Origin of the sequence: Streptomyces niveus, from assembly GCF_001723055.1 — a bacterium.
Classification (GTDB): Bacteria; Actinomycetota; Actinomycetes; order Streptomycetales; family Streptomycetaceae; genus Streptomyces; species Streptomyces niveus.
The window spans coordinates 65,463-84,520 of sequence record NZ_MDCR01000054.1 but is presented as its reverse complement, the minus strand read 5'-3'; the positions used below and the strand labels follow the sequence as shown (position 1 = coordinate 84,520).

The 19,058-nt window shown below is 67.7% G+C and carries 21 protein-coding genes and 1 pseudogene; 11 read left to right on the top strand and 11 right to left on the bottom strand.

Features of this window, described 5'->3' with window-relative positions; genetic code table 11:
• The first annotated feature begins 19 nt into the window (after window positions 1–19).
• Window positions 20–241, top strand: a complete 222-nt coding sequence (locus BHU15_RS41190) for a DUF6480 family protein (RefSeq protein WP_069626535.1) — start codon at window positions 20–22, stop codon at window positions 239–241.
• A gap of 264 nt (window positions 242–505) precedes the next feature.
• On the opposite strand, the gene BHU15_RS08015 is transcribed toward BHU15_RS41190, so the two are convergent.
• Window positions 506–1,597, bottom strand: a complete 1,092-nt coding sequence (locus BHU15_RS08015) for a Gfo/Idh/MocA family protein (protein WP_069626567.1) — start codon at window positions 1,595–1,597, stop codon at window positions 506–508.
• A gap of 95 nt (window positions 1,598–1,692) precedes the next feature.
• Window positions 1,693–2,664: an aldo/keto reductase gene (locus BHU15_RS08010; protein ID WP_069626534.1), complete on the bottom strand. Its 972-nt coding sequence runs from the start codon at window positions 2,662–2,664 to the stop codon at window positions 1,693–1,695.
• A gap of 385 nt (window positions 2,665–3,049) precedes the next feature.
• Between BHU15_RS08010 and BHU15_RS08005 the strand changes: the two genes are divergently transcribed.
• From BHU15_RS08005 to BHU15_RS07995, 3 genes are all read left to right on the top strand, one after another.
• Window positions 3,050–3,496, top strand: a complete 447-nt coding sequence (locus tag BHU15_RS08005; RefSeq protein WP_255293057.1) for a MarR family winged helix-turn-helix transcriptional regulator — start codon at window positions 3,050–3,052, stop codon at window positions 3,494–3,496.
• Between the two features lie 43 nt (window positions 3,497–3,539).
• Entirely contained in the window at window positions 3,540–3,836 is a 297-nt protein-coding gene (locus tag BHU15_RS39115; RefSeq protein ID WP_171908334.1) for an acyl carrier protein, read from the top strand.
• A 420-nt stretch (window positions 3,837–4,256) separates the two neighbouring features.
• The gene (locus tag BHU15_RS07995; RefSeq protein ID WP_069626531.1) at window positions 4,257–4,496 is read left to right on the top strand and encodes an alpha/beta hydrolase family protein; all 240 of its coding nucleotides are present in this window, start codon (window positions 4,257–4,259) and stop codon (window positions 4,494–4,496) included.
• A gap of 6 nt (window positions 4,497–4,502) precedes the next feature.
• Here the strand turns inward: BHU15_RS07995 and BHU15_RS40035 are convergent, their stop codons facing one another.
• Entirely contained in the window at window positions 4,503–4,661 is a 159-nt protein-coding gene (locus tag BHU15_RS40035) for a hypothetical protein (RefSeq protein ID WP_158689543.1), read from the bottom strand.
• 679 nt (window positions 4,662–5,340) lie between these two features.
• On the opposite strand from BHU15_RS40035, the gene BHU15_RS42105 reads away from it, so the two are divergent.
• Both BHU15_RS42105 and BHU15_RS38130 read left to right on the top strand, forming a co-directional pair.
• Window positions 5,341–5,556: a hypothetical protein gene (locus BHU15_RS42105; RefSeq protein WP_135070355.1), complete on the top strand. Its 216-nt coding sequence runs from the start codon at window positions 5,341–5,343 to the stop codon at window positions 5,554–5,556.
• Between the two features lie 936 nt (window positions 5,557–6,492).
• Window positions 6,493–7,080, top strand: coding sequence for a HEAT repeat domain-containing protein (locus BHU15_RS38130; RefSeq protein WP_079127987.1), 588 nt, complete (start codon window positions 6,493–6,495; stop codon window positions 7,078–7,080).
• Here the strand turns inward: BHU15_RS38130 and BHU15_RS07980 are convergent.
• Window positions 7,010–7,781, bottom strand: a pseudogene (locus BHU15_RS07980) (transposase). The gene BHU15_RS38130 and the pseudogene BHU15_RS07980 sit on opposite strands and share 71 nt — an antisense overlap.
• 105 nt (window positions 7,782–7,886) lie before the next feature.
• Here BHU15_RS07980 and BHU15_RS07975 point away from each other — a divergent pair.
• On the top strand, window positions 7,887–8,540 hold the full coding sequence (locus BHU15_RS07975) for a hypothetical protein (protein WP_255293056.1): 654 nt from the start codon (window positions 7,887–7,889) through the stop codon (window positions 8,538–8,540).
• 239 nt (window positions 8,541–8,779) lie between these two features.
• On the opposite strand, the gene BHU15_RS07970 is transcribed toward BHU15_RS07975, so the two are convergent.
• A complete protein-coding gene (locus BHU15_RS07970) occupies window positions 8,780–9,160 on the bottom strand; it encodes a MerR family transcriptional regulator (RefSeq protein ID WP_069626529.1) in 381 nt (126 codons plus the stop codon).
• A 781-nt stretch (window positions 9,161–9,941) separates the two neighbouring features.
• Here BHU15_RS07970 and BHU15_RS07960 point away from each other — a divergent pair.
• Window positions 9,942–10,877, top strand: coding sequence for an alpha/beta hydrolase family protein (locus tag BHU15_RS07960; RefSeq protein ID WP_069626527.1), 936 nt, complete (start codon window positions 9,942–9,944; stop codon window positions 10,875–10,877).
• 745 nt (window positions 10,878–11,622) lie between these two features.
• On the opposite strand, the gene BHU15_RS41185 is transcribed toward BHU15_RS07960, so the two are convergent.
• Window positions 11,623–11,850 (bottom strand): hypothetical protein, encoded by a 228-nt coding sequence (locus BHU15_RS41185; RefSeq protein WP_069626526.1) that lies wholly within the window; start codon window positions 11,848–11,850, stop codon window positions 11,623–11,625.
• 612 nt (window positions 11,851–12,462) lie between these two features.
• On the opposite strand from BHU15_RS41185, the gene BHU15_RS07945 reads away from it, so the two are divergent.
• On the top strand, window positions 12,463–13,329 hold the full coding sequence (locus BHU15_RS07945; RefSeq protein ID WP_069626524.1) for an immunity 49 family protein: 867 nt from the start codon (window positions 12,463–12,465) through the stop codon (window positions 13,327–13,329).
• A gap of 33 nt (window positions 13,330–13,362) precedes the next feature.
• On the opposite strand, the gene BHU15_RS39690 is transcribed toward BHU15_RS07945, so the two are convergent.
• The 5 genes from BHU15_RS39690 to BHU15_RS07925 all read right to left on the bottom strand — a co-directional run bounded on the left by BHU15_RS39690 (window position 13,363) and on the right by BHU15_RS07925 (window position 17,561).
• Entirely contained in the window at window positions 13,363–13,578 is a 216-nt protein-coding gene (locus tag BHU15_RS39690) for a hypothetical protein (RefSeq protein ID WP_141726787.1), read from the bottom strand.
• A gap of 328 nt (window positions 13,579–13,906) precedes the next feature.
• Window positions 13,907–14,494, bottom strand: coding sequence for a hypothetical protein (locus BHU15_RS07940; protein ID WP_069626523.1), 588 nt, complete (start codon window positions 14,492–14,494; stop codon window positions 13,907–13,909).
• Between the two features lie 329 nt (window positions 14,495–14,823).
• The gene (locus BHU15_RS07935; RefSeq protein ID WP_368483190.1) at window positions 14,824–15,369 is read right to left on the bottom strand and encodes a hypothetical protein; all 546 of its coding nucleotides are present in this window, start codon (window positions 15,367–15,369) and stop codon (window positions 14,824–14,826) included.
• Between the two features lie 273 nt (window positions 15,370–15,642).
• Entirely contained in the window at window positions 15,643–16,773 is a 1,131-nt protein-coding gene (locus BHU15_RS07930; protein ID WP_069626522.1) for a PP2C family protein-serine/threonine phosphatase, read from the bottom strand.
• A gap of 155 nt (window positions 16,774–16,928) precedes the next feature.
• Window positions 16,929–17,561, bottom strand: a complete 633-nt coding sequence (locus BHU15_RS07925) for a TetR/AcrR family transcriptional regulator (RefSeq protein WP_069626521.1) — start codon at window positions 17,559–17,561, stop codon at window positions 16,929–16,931.
• A gap of 93 nt (window positions 17,562–17,654) precedes the next feature.
• Between BHU15_RS07925 and BHU15_RS07920 the strand changes: the two genes are divergently transcribed.
• Complete coding sequence (locus tag BHU15_RS07920) at window positions 17,655–18,401, top strand: SDR family NAD(P)-dependent oxidoreductase (RefSeq protein ID WP_069626564.1); 747 nt, start codon at window positions 17,655–17,657, stop codon at window positions 18,399–18,401.
• A 64-nt stretch (window positions 18,402–18,465) separates the two neighbouring features.
• Entirely contained in the window at window positions 18,466–18,858 is a 393-nt protein-coding gene (locus tag BHU15_RS07915; protein WP_069626520.1) for an ester cyclase, read from the top strand.
• Window positions 18,859–19,058: the final 200 nt, after the last annotated feature.

The window sequence follows — 19,058 nt, the reverse complement described above, 5'->3', positions numbered from 1 at the left end:
AAACGGGCACCCAGGGTGCATGACTCACTCGAACCCTGCCCCTGATTCGGACCCCACCCCTGGCCGGGAGGGTGGCGTGCCACCGGGTGAGACGCCGCCGGCGGAGGGGGGCATGTCTGAGGCTGGGCCGAGAAATGATCCGCCGAAGGGGTGGGGTGTCGGCCCTCTGATTGTGATCGCTGTGCTGGTCTTGTTGGTGGTTGTCGGCATGGTGGGGTACGCGGTGTTCGTGCACGACTGAGCCCCTGGCCGGATGGCAGTCGCCGGGTTTCCCTCTGAGGTCCGGGAGACACCTCACTGGCAGACGCCCGGGCCGGCGTCCCACCGGGGAGGAACTGGGGGGGCAGGGTCATGTGGAATCCGTACGACCAACTATGGCCGTTAGTAGCCGCCGCGGCGACCACGATTCCCGCACTCTCGTACCCCAACCCCACAGGTAGCGGCGTCGCCATCTGTTGCGCGCGCACATGAGCATCGGTCGCGCATATTCCGGTCGCGGCCCGGTTTACCGGCGGACGCCTGTCAACGCAGCCTGTTCGACCCGGGCGATGAGGCGGCTGTTGTGAAGGGCGTGGCTGAATCCGGGGGTGTAGTGGGTGCCGTTGGTAATGTCGTCGGCCAGGCTGGCGTAGACCTCGCCGACGTTGATGGACGCACCGGTCCAGATGTCGGCGGCCGTGGGTCCTGTGCCGATGGCGACGGGGCTGTCCGGCGGGGTGAAGTCGATGTCCGACGCGAGGGTGAGGTCGCCGACCTGGACGCCTGCGGGGTGGTTGCCGGTCAGTTTCAGCCAGCCGTCCGATCCGCGGACTTCCAGGCTGAAATTGGCGTCCGACGCGGGCACGCCCGCCAGGATCTGCACTCCGACCGGCGTACCGGACGAGGTCTTGGCGATGGCGTCGAGGTGGTCCGGGACTTCCCGGTCGGTGATCGTGCCGGTGTCCACCAACATGACCTGCGGCCACAGGATTTCGGTGCGGGCGTCGATTTCGGTGATGTCGCCGAGAACGGCTTCGACGACATCCAGAACGTGGCCCGCGGCGATGGTGAGGAAGCCGGCCCCGGACGCTGCCTTGTCGAAGTACTCGTATGCGCTCACAGACTCCGGGCCGTTGCCGAAAGTTGTCGCGGTGACGCGCGCCGAGAGCAGTCGGCCGAGTCGGCCCTGAGTGATGATTTCGGCCGCTCGGCGTACCGAGGGATTGAACCGGCCCTGTAGGCCGATCGCGGTGTGAAGTGAGCCGGCCGCGTCAGCCATCTCCTCCGTCTCCGCAAGGGTCGCCCCGAGCGGGGATTCCGAGTACACGGCCTTCTTGGCCGCGAGGGCCGCGAGCACAAGGTCACGGTGGGCCGGGACTTTCACGGCGACGGTGACGAGGTCGATCGACGGGTCACCGATGAGTTCGTAGGGATCGGCGAACCAACGCTCGGCACCGAATGCCGCAGCGGCGCTGCGCGCGCTTTCCTCGTGCCGCGTTGCCACTGCCGCCAATATGAGCTGCGGCTGTGCCGCCAGAGCGGGGATGTGCGATGCCCCGGCCCAGCTCGCCTTGGTGTCGGCACCGATAACGCCGACTCGAATCACGCTGTTTGACATGAAGCTGTGTTCCATTCTTTCGCTGCGACAGGAATCAGGGCCTGGGGTGCTGAACCGGCTGATCACGTGGGTGAACCGGTCACTTCGCGCTCTTCTCACCGGTCGATGGCGGCCATGTCGGGCTCGGCATGGCGTTCGCCGGACGCCGGCGTCAGCTTCTTCAGGCGGGTCATCTGGTCCGCGGTGAGCCGGACACCGTCGGCGGCGCTGTTCTCCACGAGCCGGTCGATACGTTTCGTCCCCGGAATGGGCGCGATGCCTTCTCCTTGTGCCAGCAGCCAGGCCAGAGCGACCTGCGCGGGAGTGGCCCCGATGTCGTCGGCGACCTCGCGTACTTGGTCGACGATGCGCAGGTTGCGCGTGAGGTTGTCGCCGGTGAACCGAGGATTGGTGCGACGCCAGTCGGCGGGGTCCAGGCCGTCCAGGGTTCGGATGTCACCGGTGAGAAAGCCGTGGCCCAGCGGGGAATAGGGGACCAAGCCGATACCGAGCTCATGGAGCGTGGGCAGCACTTCGGCCTCGGGGTCTCGTGTCCAGAGCGAGTACTCGCTCTGGACAGCCGCCACTGGATGGACAGCGTGCGCCCGGCGGATCGTCGCCGCGGACACCTCCGAGAGTCCGATGTGGAGGATCTTGCCGGCGTCCACCAACTCGGCCAGCGTTCCCATCGTCTCCTCGACAGGAGTGCCGGGGTCGAGCCGGTGCTGGTAGTAGAGGTCGATGCGGTCGGTTCCGAGCCGCCGAAGCGAGCCGTCGACAGCTGCGCCGATGTTGGCGGGACTGCTGTCCGGGCCCGGCCGGCCGGTGTGGGAGACGAGGCCGAACTTGGTGGCGAGAACGACCTCGTCCCGGCGGTCTCTGATGGCGCGGCCCACCAGTTCCTCGTTGATGTAGGGCCCGTACACCTCGGCGGTGTCGAGATGCGTGACACCCAGGTCCACAGCGCGCTGGATGGTGCGGATCGACTCGGCGTCGTCCCGGCCGGCGCCGGTGTAGAACGCCGACATCCCCATGGCGCCCAGACCGATACGCGAGACATCGAGCCCGCCGAGCGAGGTGGATCGCATCCGGTTGTCCTTTCCTGGATCTACTCGCCGGCACCGCGCTTAGGAGCGGGGACCGGTCTCGGCGCCACGGAAGGTCGCGTGACGCGGTCGACGGCGCAGCGCACCGCGATCAGTCATGCGGCCGGGTGGCAGCGCGTCGAACTTGATGCGTCAATAACTACACGTTCCAACTTGACGCGTCAACAAGGGGTAGCATGGGCTCATGGCAAGTACCGCGGCTGACGCGAACAGACAACGCCGCCAGCGTCCACGGAACGGGTCGACGCCCGAGACGACGGCTCCTGCCGAACAACGCTCCGACTCGGGGGGAACCACTGGTCCGGATGCCGGGACGAGATGGCTGAACGGCGACGAGCGGGCAGCGTGGCTGGCCAACTCCGCGATCATGATCAGCCTTCCGGCGGCCTTGGACGCGCGGATGCAGCGTGAGTCGCAGCTGACCTTCTTCGAGTACATGGTGCTCTCGGTCCTGTCCGAACAACCCGCTCATACGCTGCAGATGAGCGATCTGGCCGTGCGGACGGCGGCGTCGCTTTCAAGGCTGTCGCATGTCGTCGGACGGCTGGAGAAGCGCGAACTGCTCACCCGGGCCCGGATCCCCGGCTCGGGCAGACGAACCAACGCGATCCTGACCGAGGTCGGTTACGAGAAGGTCGTGGCAGCAGCGCCGGGGCATGTGGCCGCGGTCCGCGAATACCTGGTGGACGAGCTCAAACCCCAGGAGTTGGCAGCGCTGAGCCGCATCGGCGCCGCGGTCGAGGCCGCCATCAAGCGCGAGCGGCGGGGCGCGGGCTCCAAGGAGTCGACTCCGCCCGAAACGGCGACGTCGTAGTCGCACACCGCGCCCAACTGGGCCGCGCTGTAATCCGGTTCGGGTGTGTCGCCAGCGCGAGCGCTACTGGATCGCCTCCGACGTTGCCATGAACGCGCCCGCGCTCGACGCGCCGCAACGCCTCTCCACGGTGCCCGCCCCCGCGCGCGACCGGCTGGCCGGGCTGAGCCCAGTCGGGGCGATCGACGTGCTGACCGGGTTGGTGAGCGCCGAGGCCGCCGCCCCGCTCGGCTACGCGCCTGACGGCAGCATCGGCCCCGCCACCGACTTCCTCGGAGCGGGCATGGACTCGGTGACCGCCGCCGAGCTGCGTGGCGCGCCGCGACCGGCCTCACCCTGACGACGGGGGCGGTCTGCGACCAGGGCACGCCAGTCCGGCTGGCGACCGTTCTCCACGAGGAGTTCAAGTGGGGCGGGCCGGACGAACACACCCATGCCGTCGCCGCGGGCCCCCTGTCGCACCGCCCGTACTGCTGTCGCGCGGACCCGCCACCCGGCACCTGGTCTACGTGCCCTCACCCATGGCGCCCGGGGGTGCCCACCAGTACGCCCGCTTCGCGGCACACTTCCACGGCCGCCAGGAGGTCGCGGTGCCGTCCGTTCCCGGATTCGGCCGTGACGAGCCGCAGCCGCTGTCCTTCGATGCTGTCGTGGACGTTCTCGTCGAGGGGCCGCCAGCGGCGGCCGGCGACGCGCCCTTCGTCCTGCTGGACACCTATCTGCCGGACGACGGCGGGGCGACGACAACCTGTGGCGTGAGATGTTCGAGGGAATGCCGGACCGCGAGGACAGCTTCGGCGGGTTCAGCGCCCCACGTCTGGCCGCCATGAGCCGCTACGGCGAACCGATTCTCGACCGATCGCCCGGCACGCTCACCGCGCCCGTGCTGCTCGTGCGCCCCGCCGAGTTGTACGTGCGGGAGATGCCCGGCAACGACTTCACGCTCATGGAGGAGCGGCCGGCCGCACCGCCGGGCGGCGGCAGTGCGGCCGGCACATGACATCCGTCACGCCGTACAGCGGCGCACCAGCCCCTCGTCCTGGAAGTGGCTCACCCAGGCGTCCACCTCGGGCCGCAGCGACTCCGAGGCGATGCCGCACTGTTCGGCCAGGACCTCGGCGGCGCGGTCGGCCTTCCAGTCCTGGCGCTGGAGAATGATCCACATCAATGTGCCCGTGGGACCACAGCGATGCCGCAGACCCGTGCGGGGAAGAAAGAAGTCGACCTTGCCGTCGGGCAATACTTGCGTTTCCAGACCGCGTTCCGATCGCATGGTGACTTCGTCCTCCGAATTGTATGCGGGGGGAGTTTTCTGCCGTGTGGCGGTACGAGCATATTGTCGAGTGCACCACGGCGAAATGCAGCAGACTCCAGACAATCAGGTGGATGAAGCGCCACCGACCCCAGGGGGGTTGTGTGCACCTTGACGGCGAGCCACTTCGGCGCTCCAGGCAGGGGATGGCCGAAAACCGCTTCCATCAGGCGCGATGTGGATCGTCGGGAGATTATTTCCGGCCGATGGGTATTCGAACGTGTCCATTACTTACGCTTGCGCTTGACGACGCGTCATAGACACCAATATTCGTCGGGGAGTCCCTGTGTACGCCAATGAACAGGCCGCCCGGGAAACGGCGGCACGGCTCGATGCCGTGGCCAAGATCTACGGTGAAGGTGGCAATCAGGTGCCGCGCTCAAGGAATTGACCTTGAGCTTCGGCGCGGGGACTTTCACGGCCGTCATGGGCCCCGTCCGGTTCTGGCAAGAGCACCTTCCCGCACTGCGCCGCCGGCCTGGTCAAGCCCACCTCCGGATCTGTGTACGTCGGCGGTACGGGCCTCGCGCACATGGACGAGGTCCAGCTGACGAAGCTGCCCCGCGACCCGTGGTCGACGGGGTCGGCCTCTCCGACCGGACCCGCCATCTGCCGGGCGAATTCTCCGGTGGCCGGCGGCAAGCGTGGCCTTCGCCGACGGACCGACGGGCGCGCCCGACACGCGTACCGCGACCGTGTGGTCTTCCTCGCCGCCGTCGGCAGTTGGGCGGTCCTCGTCGTCCTGTGAGGTGGCGGACATCAGCCGGCCTCCCGGAAGGCGGGGACGCGGTGTGGTCCGGCCCGGGTACCTCCTTCTCGGAGGACGCGTCCACGGTCATGTCCCCGAGGCCGGGGACGGCAACCGTGGAGACCTCCGGAACAGTCTCCAGGCCGCGAGACCCGTGCGAGCTTTCACGTTCCCCTTGAGGTCCTCGGGCGAGACAGCGCTCTGCGGGCTGGTGCAGCCCACCACGTAGCAGGTGCCCGGCCGTTGGCGAAGAACCCGTAGACCGCGTCGGCCAAGGGCAAGCACCGTTGCAGCGTATGGATAGTGGCCGGGGCGGTCGCGTCCGCGAGTCCCTTGGCGATTCGCGCCGTGCTGTAGCGGGCGGGGAACTCCTGCCGGCTGCCGATCTTCTGCGGAACCGCTCCTTGAGGTGAGAGGGCCGCTGCTCGTGCGATCGGCAAAGCCGTACCTCAGCGCGGTGCGCTGCCCCGCCACGCCGTTGAGAGGGCAAACCACCTTTTAGGCTGAGCGCTTCCATAGGCATCCGGTGACACCGGAAGGAAGGGCTCGGCGAGGGTTTTGGGTCGCTGTTCGAACGGCAGTCTCGCATCGAGTGCACCAACGGCGCGTTTCAACGCCGTCCGTCCGGGGTCCACCGCGCGGCGGCTTCCGCCTGGCGAACGTGTCCGGCCAGGCGTGCTTCTGTCGCCGACGATGTGGACCAGGTCGCGCCCCGCCGTACGGGGGCCAACGGCCTCTCGGTCAGGGCCCCGTGGCCGGATGGATCCAACTCGTGCACGTCCTGGCGGAGGACTGAGGCGCCGTCACCGACCAGGACCCCGACCGTCCCCGAGGGACTCCTGATCAGCTGCTTCTTGCCTCGCCCGGTGAGACCTGGCGGGACTGTCAGAGGAGCCCAATAGAGTCCAGTGACGCCCGTAACCAGTAGGAGAGGCCGTGGCTCTCGACGCCGTTGACGCGATTCGCCAGCTTCAAGACCGCAGCTCCGCCAAGCGCCGCTCAGCCGCGAAACAACTTCGGAAACTGGGCGATCCAAATGCCGGCCCCGCACTTCTCGAAGCCCTGAAGAACGAGGTGCGGGATTCGCGGACCTGGGAAACCCAGTACCAGATGACGATGGCGCTCGGTACATGCGGCTCCCCGTCTGACCTTCCCTACCTGAGAGACCTCGTCCTTCAGCGCGAAACCCTCCATGCGGTTCACACAGCCGGGGGCGACGCCATCGTCCGGCTGAGCTACATGGAGCACTCCCACGCTGAGGCGATTCGCTGGTGCCTGACTACTGGAAACGAGACTCTTGTGGGCGGAGCGTTGCAGGCAGTGGCCATGCTCCGGCTCGCCCCGGATCAGGAAACCGTGACCGACGTTCTCGACTTCATCGAAGCTAAGAGCTGTCCTGTAAATGATCTTCTGGTCGTTTCGGGCATGGTTGATCACGGTGGAGACCGTTGGTCTATCCGGCGAGAGCGAGGTTGTGCATCCGGGCGATGCCGAGCATGGCATGGTGGACGCCGTCGCCTTTGAGGCGGCAGTCGCGGAGGATTTTCCAGGTCTTCATGCGGGCGAAGACGTGCTCGACCCGGGCCCGAACCTGCTTGTGGGATCGGTTGTCCTCTTCTTTCCAGTCCGGCAGTTCGGTCTGGCCGCGCTCGCGGCGGTGTGGGATGACGAGTCCGGTGCCTGGGTAGCCGCCGTCAGTGATCACGAGGGTCTTGCCGACGGTGGCCTTGGCGCCGGATTCCTCCCACGCCTTGCAGTCGTTTCGGTCCCCGGCGAGCGGTCGGCCGACCACGACGACGCGCCGGGTGTCGGCGTCGATGATGCCCTGGTGGTTGGTGGAGTACCGATAGTTCTTCGACCGCTCGGCGATGGTGTGTTCCCGGGTGGGAACCAGCGTGCCGTCCACGATGAGCACGGTGTCCTTCGCGAAACGCTTGCGGGGCTGGAGCGCAAGCATCGGTCCGAGGTGGTCGATGATCCGGGTCCGCCGCAGACTTGGACACGTCGAACAGCGGGGCGAGCTGGCGCATGGTCAGGTTCGTGCGCCAGTACGCGGCCACCAGCAGGGCCCGGTTCTCCAGTGGGAGGCTCCATGGCCGGCCTTTGCGGACCGCGTCCGCACCTTCACGTCGTAGCACGGTCACCAGCTTCCCGAAGGCGCGAGGGCTCAGCCCGGAGAATGGGGCTATCCAGGACGGCTCCGACGCCGTGATCACACCAGCCACGCCGTGATCGTTCCACCCAGGGGAGGCCGAGCAAGCGCTCTTCCGTCCAAGTATCAGCGGCCATCGGGCCTGGGCCTGCCGACCCGGGCAGTCCAGAATGCTGCCGTGGCCGAAGACGAGCAGAGCGGCATAGAACCGCGTTCATTCCTGACATGCGTGACAGAGGTGGCCCAGCTGCTGGGCGTCGGAGACGTCAGCATGGAGCCGAAGGACCGGCATGCCCGCCAGCTCGCCCATGCGGTGCGTAAGCCCCTGCTGGAACGTGTAAGTCTGCCCGAGGAGTGGTTCGCCCCGCTGATGGCGGCAGCCGTGTACGACCCGGATCCCAGCTTCTGCCGCTGGTTCGTCGAGCCGGCGGTTTACGTATTCGGACGCCGCCGTGTGATGGCGGCATTGGTCGACTACCTGCGGGTCGGCACGGATGCCGAGCGAGCTGGTGCCGTGCGGGCCTGGTACAGCGCCCACGTGCCCTTGCGTGCAGACCGGTCTCCGGCGTACGCACCCGGCGGGGTACGTGATCCCGCCCTGGACGAGACACGGGACATCAAGGCCGCCTGGCTGGAGGTGTCCCTGCGGGTGTTCGCCGAATCCACCGACCTGCGGATGCGCCACCGCGTCCTGCTGGACCTGCCTACCTCCCGCGCGGCCTATCCGCCATCCCTGCACGAACTACTTGAAAGCACACTCGCATCCGCCCGGGTTCATCCCGACCCGCACATCCGTCGCTGGGCCGCAGCAGCAGACCACGAGGGAGCCTGAGCCCGACGCTTACCCCTCCTGGCAGTTACGGGACAGCCCTTAGGTCTCCACAGGATGGGATCTACTTCTGGCCCACTGTTGCCGCGGCCGGCTGGACGGGCCGGCGAGTGCGCCACTTCCTCACGTCGTGCATTTCCAGCCCCAGACCCGATGTCGTTGAAGCCGCCACGAACTCCCTGGCTGGGAACTACGGCGCTTATCGACCTCTGTAGGTGGACCCGCACCTTTGGTTCGCAGGTCTATGCACTCGCGTCACGTGGGCAGGGGGCGCCTGTCTGCATGTTGGACGAGGCGCCGTCGATGACGGAGTCGAGCCTGTCCCGGGTCTGGGCGAGATCCGCGATGTGCCGGTCAAGGTGGTCGCGCTCCGTGGCCAGGCGCTGGAGGAGTTCAGGCGTGGCTTTGCCGTCGATGACGCAGGGCGTCAGCTCGGCGATGGTCTTGCTGCTGAGTCCGGCGGCGTACAGCTGGCGGATGAGGTGAATCCGGTCGACGGCGGTTTCCGCGTAGTGGCGCTGGCCGCTGGCGCTGCGCTCGGCGGTGAGCAGGTTCTGTTCCTCGTAATACCGCAGGGCCCGGGTGGTGACTCCCGTACGGCGGGCGAGTTCCCCGATCCGCATTCCCGTCCCTTCTTGCGTGCTCTGCGTCACACACATTTGCCTTTGACGTCAACGTCAAGTTTTACGGTAGCTCATGTGCCCGCTAGCGAGCGAATGATCCCGTCAAATCCCTTATCGGGATGAGGTAGTCAACGAACGGAGTGTCCATGAGGAGCACGCCTGGACCCCGGAACTGCGCCGCGCTCTTCTGTGGTGGGGCGGTGACGCGACCATCAACAAGATGAGCAGCCGGGGGAGGCCAACCTGCGCCTGCTCGACGTCGGCGCGGAACGCGGGGCTCGCATAACGCCAGCGGCGTGGACACGGGGCCCGTCCAATCACGCACCGGAGGCCAACGACGTACTGGGGGTGCGCCGCCACTCGGACGCCTTCGCGGCTTTCGCCACGCGGCCCACGCCGCCTACGGCGGCTCCGGCGAGATGCTCGTCCCCTTCCTGACCGTGCCGATCTGCTCAGCACCGCTGCCCCGCACCCGCGGCGCAGCTTTCTGGACTACATCACCGGCAACCTGGCCGTCACCGTCGACGGCTTCCGCAGCCCCCGGACGCTCAGCGGCCGTAGACGTGATGGGCCCTGCTGACCCCCTACAGCTCCCTCACAACAGGCGAAGGCCAAGACCACCGGGGTCTCGGCGGCGTCGACATCCGCCGCACGTTCGGCGGGCCGGGCGGCGCCCGCGCCTTCGTCGACCATTCCCTGCTCGACGAGCGGGGCCGGGACAAGCTCGGCAACCTCAACGCCGAACGTCCGGCCCGCTACCTCCTGAAAGGACGACAAACGCATGACCACGCATCACACCACCGGCCTCACCGGCCCTGCCCCCACCGCCACGGTGTCGGTCAAGCCGCTCGTGCTCAGCGCACCATCTCGCGGCGAGAACCTCCACGTCCGCGTCACCGCCCCCACCACCGGCACAAGCCTGCCCGTTGTGCTCTTCGCTCACGGCTTCGGCTCCAACCTGGACGGCTACGCCCCGCTGGTCGATCACTGGGCCGCCGGCGGCTTCGTTGTCGTCCAGGCCACCCACTTGGACTCCAAGCGCCTCGCCCTCCCCAACGACGACCCCCGCCGACCCCGGATGTGGCGCTACCGCGTCCAGGACATGCGGCGCATCCTCGATGAGCTCACAACCCTGGAGGCGAGCGTGCCGGGGCTGGAAGGCCGCATCGACCACAGCCGGATCATTGCGGCCGGGCATTCCTTCGGCGGCCAGACCGCCGGCATCCTGGTGGGCCTGCGAGTCACGGACCCGGACACCGGCGTCGCAGAGGACCTGTCCGATGCCCGGGTCATGGCCAGCATCCAACTGGCCACCGCAGGTAAGGGCGGGGACGAACTGACCCCCTTCGCCCACGACAACCTTCCCTGGCTGCGCGACCAGGACTTTTCCCAGATCACCGCCCCCGGCCTCGTCGTCGCCGGAGACAAGGACGACCTCCCGCTCACCACCCGAGGCCCGGCTTGGACGACCGACCCTTACACCCTCAGCCGAGGCAACAAGAGCCTCTTGACCGTCCACGGCGGCGAGCACTTCCTCGGGGGCATCTCCGGCTACCAGGCAGCCGAGACCACGGACGAGAACCCCGACCGTGTCGCCCTCGTCCAGCAGGTCACCCTCGCCTACCTGCGTCACATCACCGGAATCGACCACACCGACTGGAACAACGCCCAAGCGACCCTCACGGAGCACCCGTTGGGACACCTCGAAACCAAGTGACCCCGCCACCCGTAGCCGCGTGTCTTCCTTGCCCCGTGACCGATCCACGGAAGTCGTGCCAGAACCCGATACGTGACGGCGCGTCTCGTCGGGTTCGCGGGGGCGGTCGAGCAGTAGACGGGGTGTTGCGTGCCTACAGGTCGCGTACGGCCCATAGTCGGCGGACGTCTTGCGCGGTGTCGGCACCGCAGCTCGTCACGCCGAGCGCGGCGACTGCGGGCAGGACCCGCTGATCCGTCACCGCGAGGCCCGCCCAGCGTGACAGCACTACGATCAGGACCTGACGGTCCTGGTCGGCCAAGTGCAGGCTGACCCGTCGGCCCCCGGTCGTTCACAGCAGTTGCCATGAGCAGCTCGGCTACGAGTGCAGCTGAACAATCACGGACCGCGAGCCTTCGAAGGGCGCCCAAGGGGCCGACTCCAGAACCCGGTTCGCCGCCCGCCGATTCACCAGGCTCACTTGCAACCAGCCGCATACCTCCACCGACTTCCCCGGTGCCGGTCGCGGCGGCTCAACAGTCCGCTTCGGTGGATGGTTCGGGTGGTGCGCGGGGTCCAAACGAACTCCAGAGTCGCGGATCACCCATCGTAGGACCCGCACTACCGGGCGTGCCGGCAGATGTCGAAGATGGTCTGCCACGTCAGTTGTGGTTGCCGCCGACAGCTACAGCCGGGCGGCCTGACTGGCTGTCCGGCCGGATATGGGTCAGGTGTTCCAGATGCCGGTTGTCGCGGGCTCCCTGGCCTACTGGGCGAAATCCTTGGGCTCGCGGCCCAGGGCTTCTTGGGCTCCGTGAGCGAGCTGCCGGTGCGGTGCGGCGGGATCGGAGGCGAACAACTCGGCGAAACCGGGGGCGTCTTCCGCGGACACTTCCGCGGCGATTTCGGCGAAACCTCGCTCGCCGACGCCGTCGATGTCCCCGTCCAGGCGGCCGACTTGGACACCGGCGACCGGATCCGGGTTTGGGCCCATGCTCTGCCGACCTGGGCGCTGGCCAACCCCGAGGAGTTCCGTCTCGTCTACGGCGACGCGGTGCCCGGATATCAGCCCCCCCGCGAGGTGCCGCGCCGCAGGCCGAACTGCGCTTCTGTACCGGCCTGCTTGCCCTGGCCGCCGCCTGGCCGCATGCCGAGCACCTGTACCTCGGCAGCGATTTTCAGTGGGCCGATTTCGACCCCGGACTCCTCGACCAGGTTCGTGCGGCCTTCCCTTCCCCCACCTCCCGCCCGCCGTCGTCGCCCTGACCCTGCGCATCTGGGGCCACCTGCACGGTCTGATCAGCCTGGAGGTCCACGGGCACCTCCACGCCCGCACCACCCGTCTGGACAAGCTGTACGACGACGACGTCACCCAGCTTCTGCGCTCTCTGAACCTTGAGCGGCACCCTGCGGCGAGTGGCGGTCCGGACGGCCGGAAGGCTGGCGCGACCAGGCCGTGGCAGCGGCCAGACGACTTCGCCCAACCTCAGGACACGTGCTCGCGGGAGAGGTCCGGTGGCTCTGGAACTTCTTGAGCACCAAACCGCGTGCTTCCCGCTGGAGATACACCGGTTGAGGACTTCAAGTGCTAGCTGAAGGAGAACCAATGGCAACGCGCATTCCGCGCCATGACTTTCCCACGGAGAACGCGACGGAGGTCATGGAGCCGGTCGTCGCGGCTGCCCAGGAGGCCATCGAGGGGATCGAGGCGTCCGGGGACGATCGCTGGGACGCGCTGCCATCCGCGCTGTCGGCGGCGAAGTGGCACTGCCTCCAGGACCCGGTGGCGGGCGATCTCAGAACCTGGGAGTCGTGGGTCCTGGCCATGCAGGTGGGATCCGCGCTCTTCGCCGCCGGCACCGCGCAGGAAAGCCCGGTGATCTGCCGGGTCGGGACCCTGGACGAGGTGCGCAAGCTCCCGGCGACCGGTCCGCAGGACTACTTGCATGCCGGGAACTGGCTCACGGCCTTCTACCTGGCGCTCATCTGCCGCGAGAACGAGCGGGTGAACCAGTTGGCCCAGGTCCCGGTGGAGTTCCTGCGTGCCTCAGGCGCGGAGTTCGACGAATACGTCTACACCTGGATCGAGGCCCTCCAGAACTTCTGGTTCGGCCGGGCGGAGACCTGGAACACCCTGGCCGCCGCGGTCAACGGCACCGATCCCCAGCGCGCCCGTATCGCCGGCGCGGAGTTGATGGTGAAGATCATTTACCCGTCGCTGGAGCTCTTCCAGCTCTATCTGCGCCGGGAGCAACAGGCCTTCAATGAAGCCCTGGTGACGGCTCTGACTTGGCACAAGGAGTACTGGACCGCGAACGAGGCCCGTTCCGTCAGTGGTGATGGTCTGGTGGCCCTGGCGCCGCTCGCGATCGCCTGCATGGCGACTGATGCGGACATGCGGATCGCTGTCGAGTCGGAATACCTCCCCGAGCACCTGCTGCGGCGCGCCTGGGTCGGTGAGTTCGCCACGTGAGTCGTGTTACGTGGAAGCTGTACGACATCGAGCTCAATGCCGCCCCGGACTGGACGAGACGTGCGGCAGGTCATCCATGTCGAATGCGATGAACACGTTCGGGTTGAAAGAGGATCTGACTGCTCCGACGTGCGTGCTTTTGTGCCTCCGGCTGATCGGTCGCCCAGGTTGCCGGCCTTCTCCGGCTGCCTCGTCCGGGTTGAACCAGCCCAGGCCGCCGTCCAGCAGGCAGGGATGCTCGTCGGTCATGTACGGGATCTTCGAATTGGTGTCAGGTCCAGGGTCTGGCGGAGTGGATTCGTGGTCGTTCTCGAAGTCGTCCGGGTGTGATCCGAGGCCCCGTCATGCAGCTGGTACAAGGTCTTCAGAACAGGCGGCAAGGCCCTGTCGATCGCGATCTCTGCTGCGTCCGCCCGCCGTGATGACCCGGGCAACATCTCCCGTGGTTGTCTGCTCAGACATGTCCGCACCGTACGAGAGACCCCGGGCAGCACAGGCCTGGTGGCAACTCGGCCGCATCGTCGCCGCGTTGTGGCCGGTCGACCCGTAGGGCTCCTCTTGCCGGCGTTTCCGGCGGTCAGTTGAAGATGTCCAGAAGGTCCACCCGGGAACCTGTGTCGTCGGCGGGGCGGGGCCGCATCGGGCGCGGATCCGGGTAGGTCTCCGCTGCGGCTCTCGCGCGGACGATATCGGGTCCGCCGCACGACGCGACGGCGAAGGCGCCGAAGACCTTGGCGAACGCGGCCGGGTCACGGAACTCCACGCCGAACGCCCGGCCGTCCCGCAGCGGCACCCACACCACCCGGTCGAACCGCGGCCATTCCAGCACCGGCTGCCCGTCTGCGGTTGACCGCCCGTCCAGCCAAAGCCGCGCCACGTGCAGCAGGTTGACCTTCTCCATCGGCAGCCGCTTGCGCCGCACCCGCAGTTCACGCGCCGTCAGCTCGACTCGCTGGTCCTTCTTCGGATACCACACGACGCCGATCCCGAACGGCACCCACAGCAGGATCCCGATCATCGGCCAGACCAGAGCGTCGCCCCATGACCGGAGCAGCCCGCCGTCCAACAGGTACAGCGCCCCGAAGACCAGAACCCACTTCGCCGTCATCCGCCAGAATCCGCTGCCCTGCCGATACAGGACCCGCCGCTTCCCCGTCATCACCATGGCGGCACGCTATCCGCCGCACCGCAGCTCACCGTAGGCGCCCCTCGCCACCGGGCGCGCGTCCAGGTCCCTCACCACCCAGCCACCCTGACGGCACGCCACGAGCTTGCCCGGTGGGGCAGTAGAGCGAGCGTTGATGAATCGACCGATTGATGAGCAAGATCGGTAAGCGGCGGAGCGCGGGCGGACCGATGCTGGAGAATGCTCATAGAACGGTGTCAGGTGAACCCGTGCGCGACAAGCAGGTTCCGGCACATGCCTGGTCTGAGTGCAGCCTTGTCCGCTGGAGACGCGTCAAGAAGGCGTGATCATGGTCGTGTTGCGAGTTCTCAGCCGAATACGGCGTCGGTGAGGTCCGGTCCCCGTCCGTCGATGATGTCGGGTGCCGCGAGTCCGTAGCCCTCGGATCGACCGTAGTACGTCGGATCGCCGGGCTCGGCCTCGACCCCGAGCAGTTGAACGAGCTCTTGCAAGGCTGACGAGAGGCGTGGTGCGTTGGCGGCGTGGATGGACGGGTGAGGCTTGCCTTGGAAGTCGCATTGGCCCCATACATCGTGGTAGACGGACAGCTCGGCCGAGGGGCCGATCTCGTCGGGTGACACCATGAGTTCGACCAGACGGTACTCGCTGTGGCGTGTTCCGCTCGCGTCGAACCATGTGCCGGGTCCCAGCACAAGGATTCCGCCCATCTCTGCCCGCGGATGACCGTGCGGCCGGCAGGAGCGGAGGCCGTCGGGCAATGCCTGGTCTGCGAGCGAACAGCCGACAAGGCTCAGTCGGCTGTGGATACCCAGTCCGCCCTTTCCGGCCTGGAACCAGTTCCACTCAAGCGCCTCCGGCAGGAGCAACGCGTGCTTCTGGAGGATCGCGCTCATGCGGCCCGCAGTCCTGAGCGCGGATTCCAGGCCAGGCTCCACTTCCCCGTCCAGGTTCCAGAACCACGAGGCGCACTCTCTCGGTGCCCGCATCAGCACAGCGGTCCTGTCATCGAAGGGATTCGCCATGGGCCGTGGAGAACAGTTTACGAGCGGCTCCGCCGCTGGTCGGTTGAGGGGACGCGGAACCGTTTTCCGGCTCATGCCCGGCAGCACTCGGACTGGATGGTCTGCGTAGTGCGCCGGCAACCGCAGCCCGTACGGCATCCGGGGTCAGGACGTGGCCTGTGCGGAGCTGTGCTGTGTGTCGCGTTCGATGACGATCATCGCCGCGTCGTCGGCCAGACGTCCTCTTGTGTGGTTGAGGAGGGATGTATGCAGCCGGTCCAGCAGTTCTTGGGGGGTGCAGTTGTGCAGTCGCGCCAGGTGTGTGGGGAGGTCGAAGAAGTTTCTGGCGGGGTCGCGGGCCTCCAGCACTCCGTCGGTGTAGAGCAGCAGTCGGTCGCCGTGTTCGAAGGGGTATGTCTCGGCTGGTACGGGGGATGTGCTGAGGAGTTCCTCCAGACCGAGCGGCGGCGATGGGCTGGCGGTGTCCAGGGAGGTGGTCTTGCCCCTGCGGAGCAGTAGCGGCGGGGGATGGCCGCGGCTGACCAGTTCGACGACAGGTGCCTCCGTTATCTGGGCGATGATCACCGTGACGAACTCCTCCGCCGGATCTCGGGGGTCGGTTCTCCCCTCCGGGCTGTCCGAGCGCGTCAGCTCACGTCGCAGCGCTGCCTCGCACCGTATTGCCGTGTCGGGAAGTTCGGGTTCGTAATCGGCCGCCTCGCGGAAGGCGCCCAGTACCGCGGCGGCCGAGCGCACCGCGGGCAGTCCTTTGCCGCGTACGTCTCCCACGATGATCCGGATTCCGAAGGGCGTGGTCACCACCTCGTAGAGGTCGCCGCCGATCCGGGCGCCTTCCTCGGCGGCCAGGTACATGCCTGCGGCTCGTACGTCCTTCAGGCGGGCAGGCACGGGGCGCAGCAGCACGTCCTGGGAGACCTGGGCGATCCGGCGGACCTTCGCGAGCTCCCTGTCCCTGTGTACTCGCGCGGTACTGGTGGCGAGACTGGCCACGGACACCACGAACAGTGCCAGCAGGTTGCTGTAGACGGCCGGTGTGCCCCACGCGTGGTTCTGGGTCGCGGTGATCGTACTCAGCATCCCCGCCAGGACGATCACGGAACCGGTGCCGGCGGGGCCCATCGTGACGGCGGCCAGTGCCGGGGCCGGCGAGAGGAGCGGTCCGGTGTAGAGGAAGTGGGCAGGGGAGAGTTCGATGCCGAGCACTGCGAGGAGCACTGCGAAGGGCAGGGCCCTCGCGAGAGTGAACAGGGTCCTGCTGGATCTGATCAGGCTCATGCCAGATGCCAAGCCGTAGAGCGCCCGCATGCTCCAAGCCTCTCACCGCGTCGGCGCGGATGCGCTGCCTGCTCGTGGATGTCGACTCGGTGCACATCTGGCGTCACGGCGAGTGTGGGGGGGTGTCCCTCTCAGACCCCGTCTGCAGTGCGGGCTCAGGCGTCCGGCTGAGCCGGGCCCGTGGCCGGTGGCCAGCTTCGCAAGGTCATGTCCGCCACCTGCTGGAGGACGTCGCGAGTGATGCCGCCGGCGGCCTGGACGGCGATGCCGTTCGCCACGGTCATGAGGTGACGCGCGAGCAGACCGGCATCGGCGTCGGCCGGCAGGTCGCCTTCGTCCACGGCCTGCTGGAAGCGGTCGCCGAGGAGTGAGACGAACTCCTCGCGCCAGGTGGTGAGTACGTCGCGGGCGTTGCTTCCCGGCTCGCCGGCGGCGAGGGATCCCTGGACGCCGAGGCACCCCGCGGGGCTGCCGATGCCGGTGGTGGCCCGGACCGCGCCGTTCAGCAGTGCGGTGGCCACCTGGCGGGCGGTCGGTTCCCGCAGGGCACGGGCTCCGTACGAGGCGGGGCCCTCCGTGTAGCGCTCCAGGCTCTTCCGGAACAGGTCCTCCTTGTTGCCGAAAGCCGCGTACATGCTGGTGCGGTTGATGCCCATGGCGCGGGTCAGGTCGGTGAGGCTGGCGCCTTCGTAGCCCTGTTCCCAGAAGACCCGCATGGCGCGTTCGAGGGCTTCCTCGGTGTCGAATCCTCTTGGCCGGCCGATCGCCGCCTTCTGTCCCGTCTCCATGGCTTGGATCGTACTCCTTCTGTACCGGTCGGTGCGAAAGATGCTACGGTCTCTTTCAGTACCGATCGGTACCGAATCTGTGGGGGCGTGATCATGGGGCAGCTCGAAGGCAAGACCGCCGTCGTCACCGGCGGCAGCAGCGGGATCGGCCTGGCCGCCGCCGTTCGACTGGCGGCCGAGGGCGCGCACGTGTTCATCACCGGCCGGCGCAAGACCTCGCTGGACGCGGCCGTCGAGACCATCGGCCCGGCGTCGGCCACCGCCGTGGTGGGCGACATCTCCAACCTGGCCGACCTGGACCGGCTCTACGACACGGTCCGCGCTCGGGGCCGCGGCCTGGACGTCGTGTTCGCCAACGCCGGAACCGCGTCGTTCGCGACGCTGGAGCAAGTCACCGAGGACCACTTCGACGAGACCTTCGGCGTCAACGTACGGGGCACGCTGTTCACGGTGCACAAGGCGCTGCCGCTGCTCAACGACGGTGCGTCGGTGATCCTCAACTCCTCGGTGCGCGCCGACGACGGTGTCAAGGCGTTCGGTACGTACGCGGCGTCCAAGGCGGCGATCCGGTCCTTCGCCCGGACCTGGGCCAACGAGCTCAAGGACCGCGGCATCCGGGTCAACGCGATCTCCCCGGGCACCATCGACACTCCCGCGGTCGACGCCGTGGCCGAGGGAGACGCGCCCGTCACCAAGGCCCAGTTCGTCGCGGGTGTCCCGCTGGGCCGGATCGGGCGACCCGAGGAGGTCGCCGACGCGGTGGCCTTCCTCGCCTCCGGGCGGAGCAGCTTCATCCTCGGCGCCAACCTGTACGTCGACGGAGGCGAGAACCAGATGTGACATCGGCGTACGCGACCCGACCCGAATGACACAACCCGGAATCAAGAGCGACAGAGAGGCCATCATGTCCGACACCGACCTGCGCGAGTTCTTCCAGCGCTACATCGACGCACTCAACGCCCACGAGTTTCACCGTATGACCGAATTCATCCACGACGAGCTCGTCATGAACGGGCGGCGGGTCACCCGGGACGACGTCATCGCCGAACTGGAGGGGCACGGCGCCGCGGTGCCGGACTTCACCTGGCGGGTCCAGGACCTCGCCGTCGAAGGTGATCGCGTGGCGGCCCGTCTGTTCAACAAGGGGACGCCTGTGAAGGAGTGGTTCGGCGTGACCCCCACCGGTACCACGGTCGAGTACGGCGAATACGCCTTCCACAAGGTCCGTGACGGGCGCTACTACGAGATGAACTACCTGATCGACGCCCAGGCAGTCGAGCGGCAGCTGGCCGGCTGACGTCCGGGTCGGCCTGTCAGGCCCTGCCGAATCGCGTCTTGGGCGCGGCCCGCGCCCACCTGCTGTGATCGGCCGGAGTGGACGCCGACAGGCTCGCCGCCACCACGGCACGGCGGTACCCCCCCCCGGACCACCATCGATGTCGGCGTGGAGGGCCGGGGGGAGCCGTGACGTGAGTCTTCAGCGGTACGCGCTTCCGT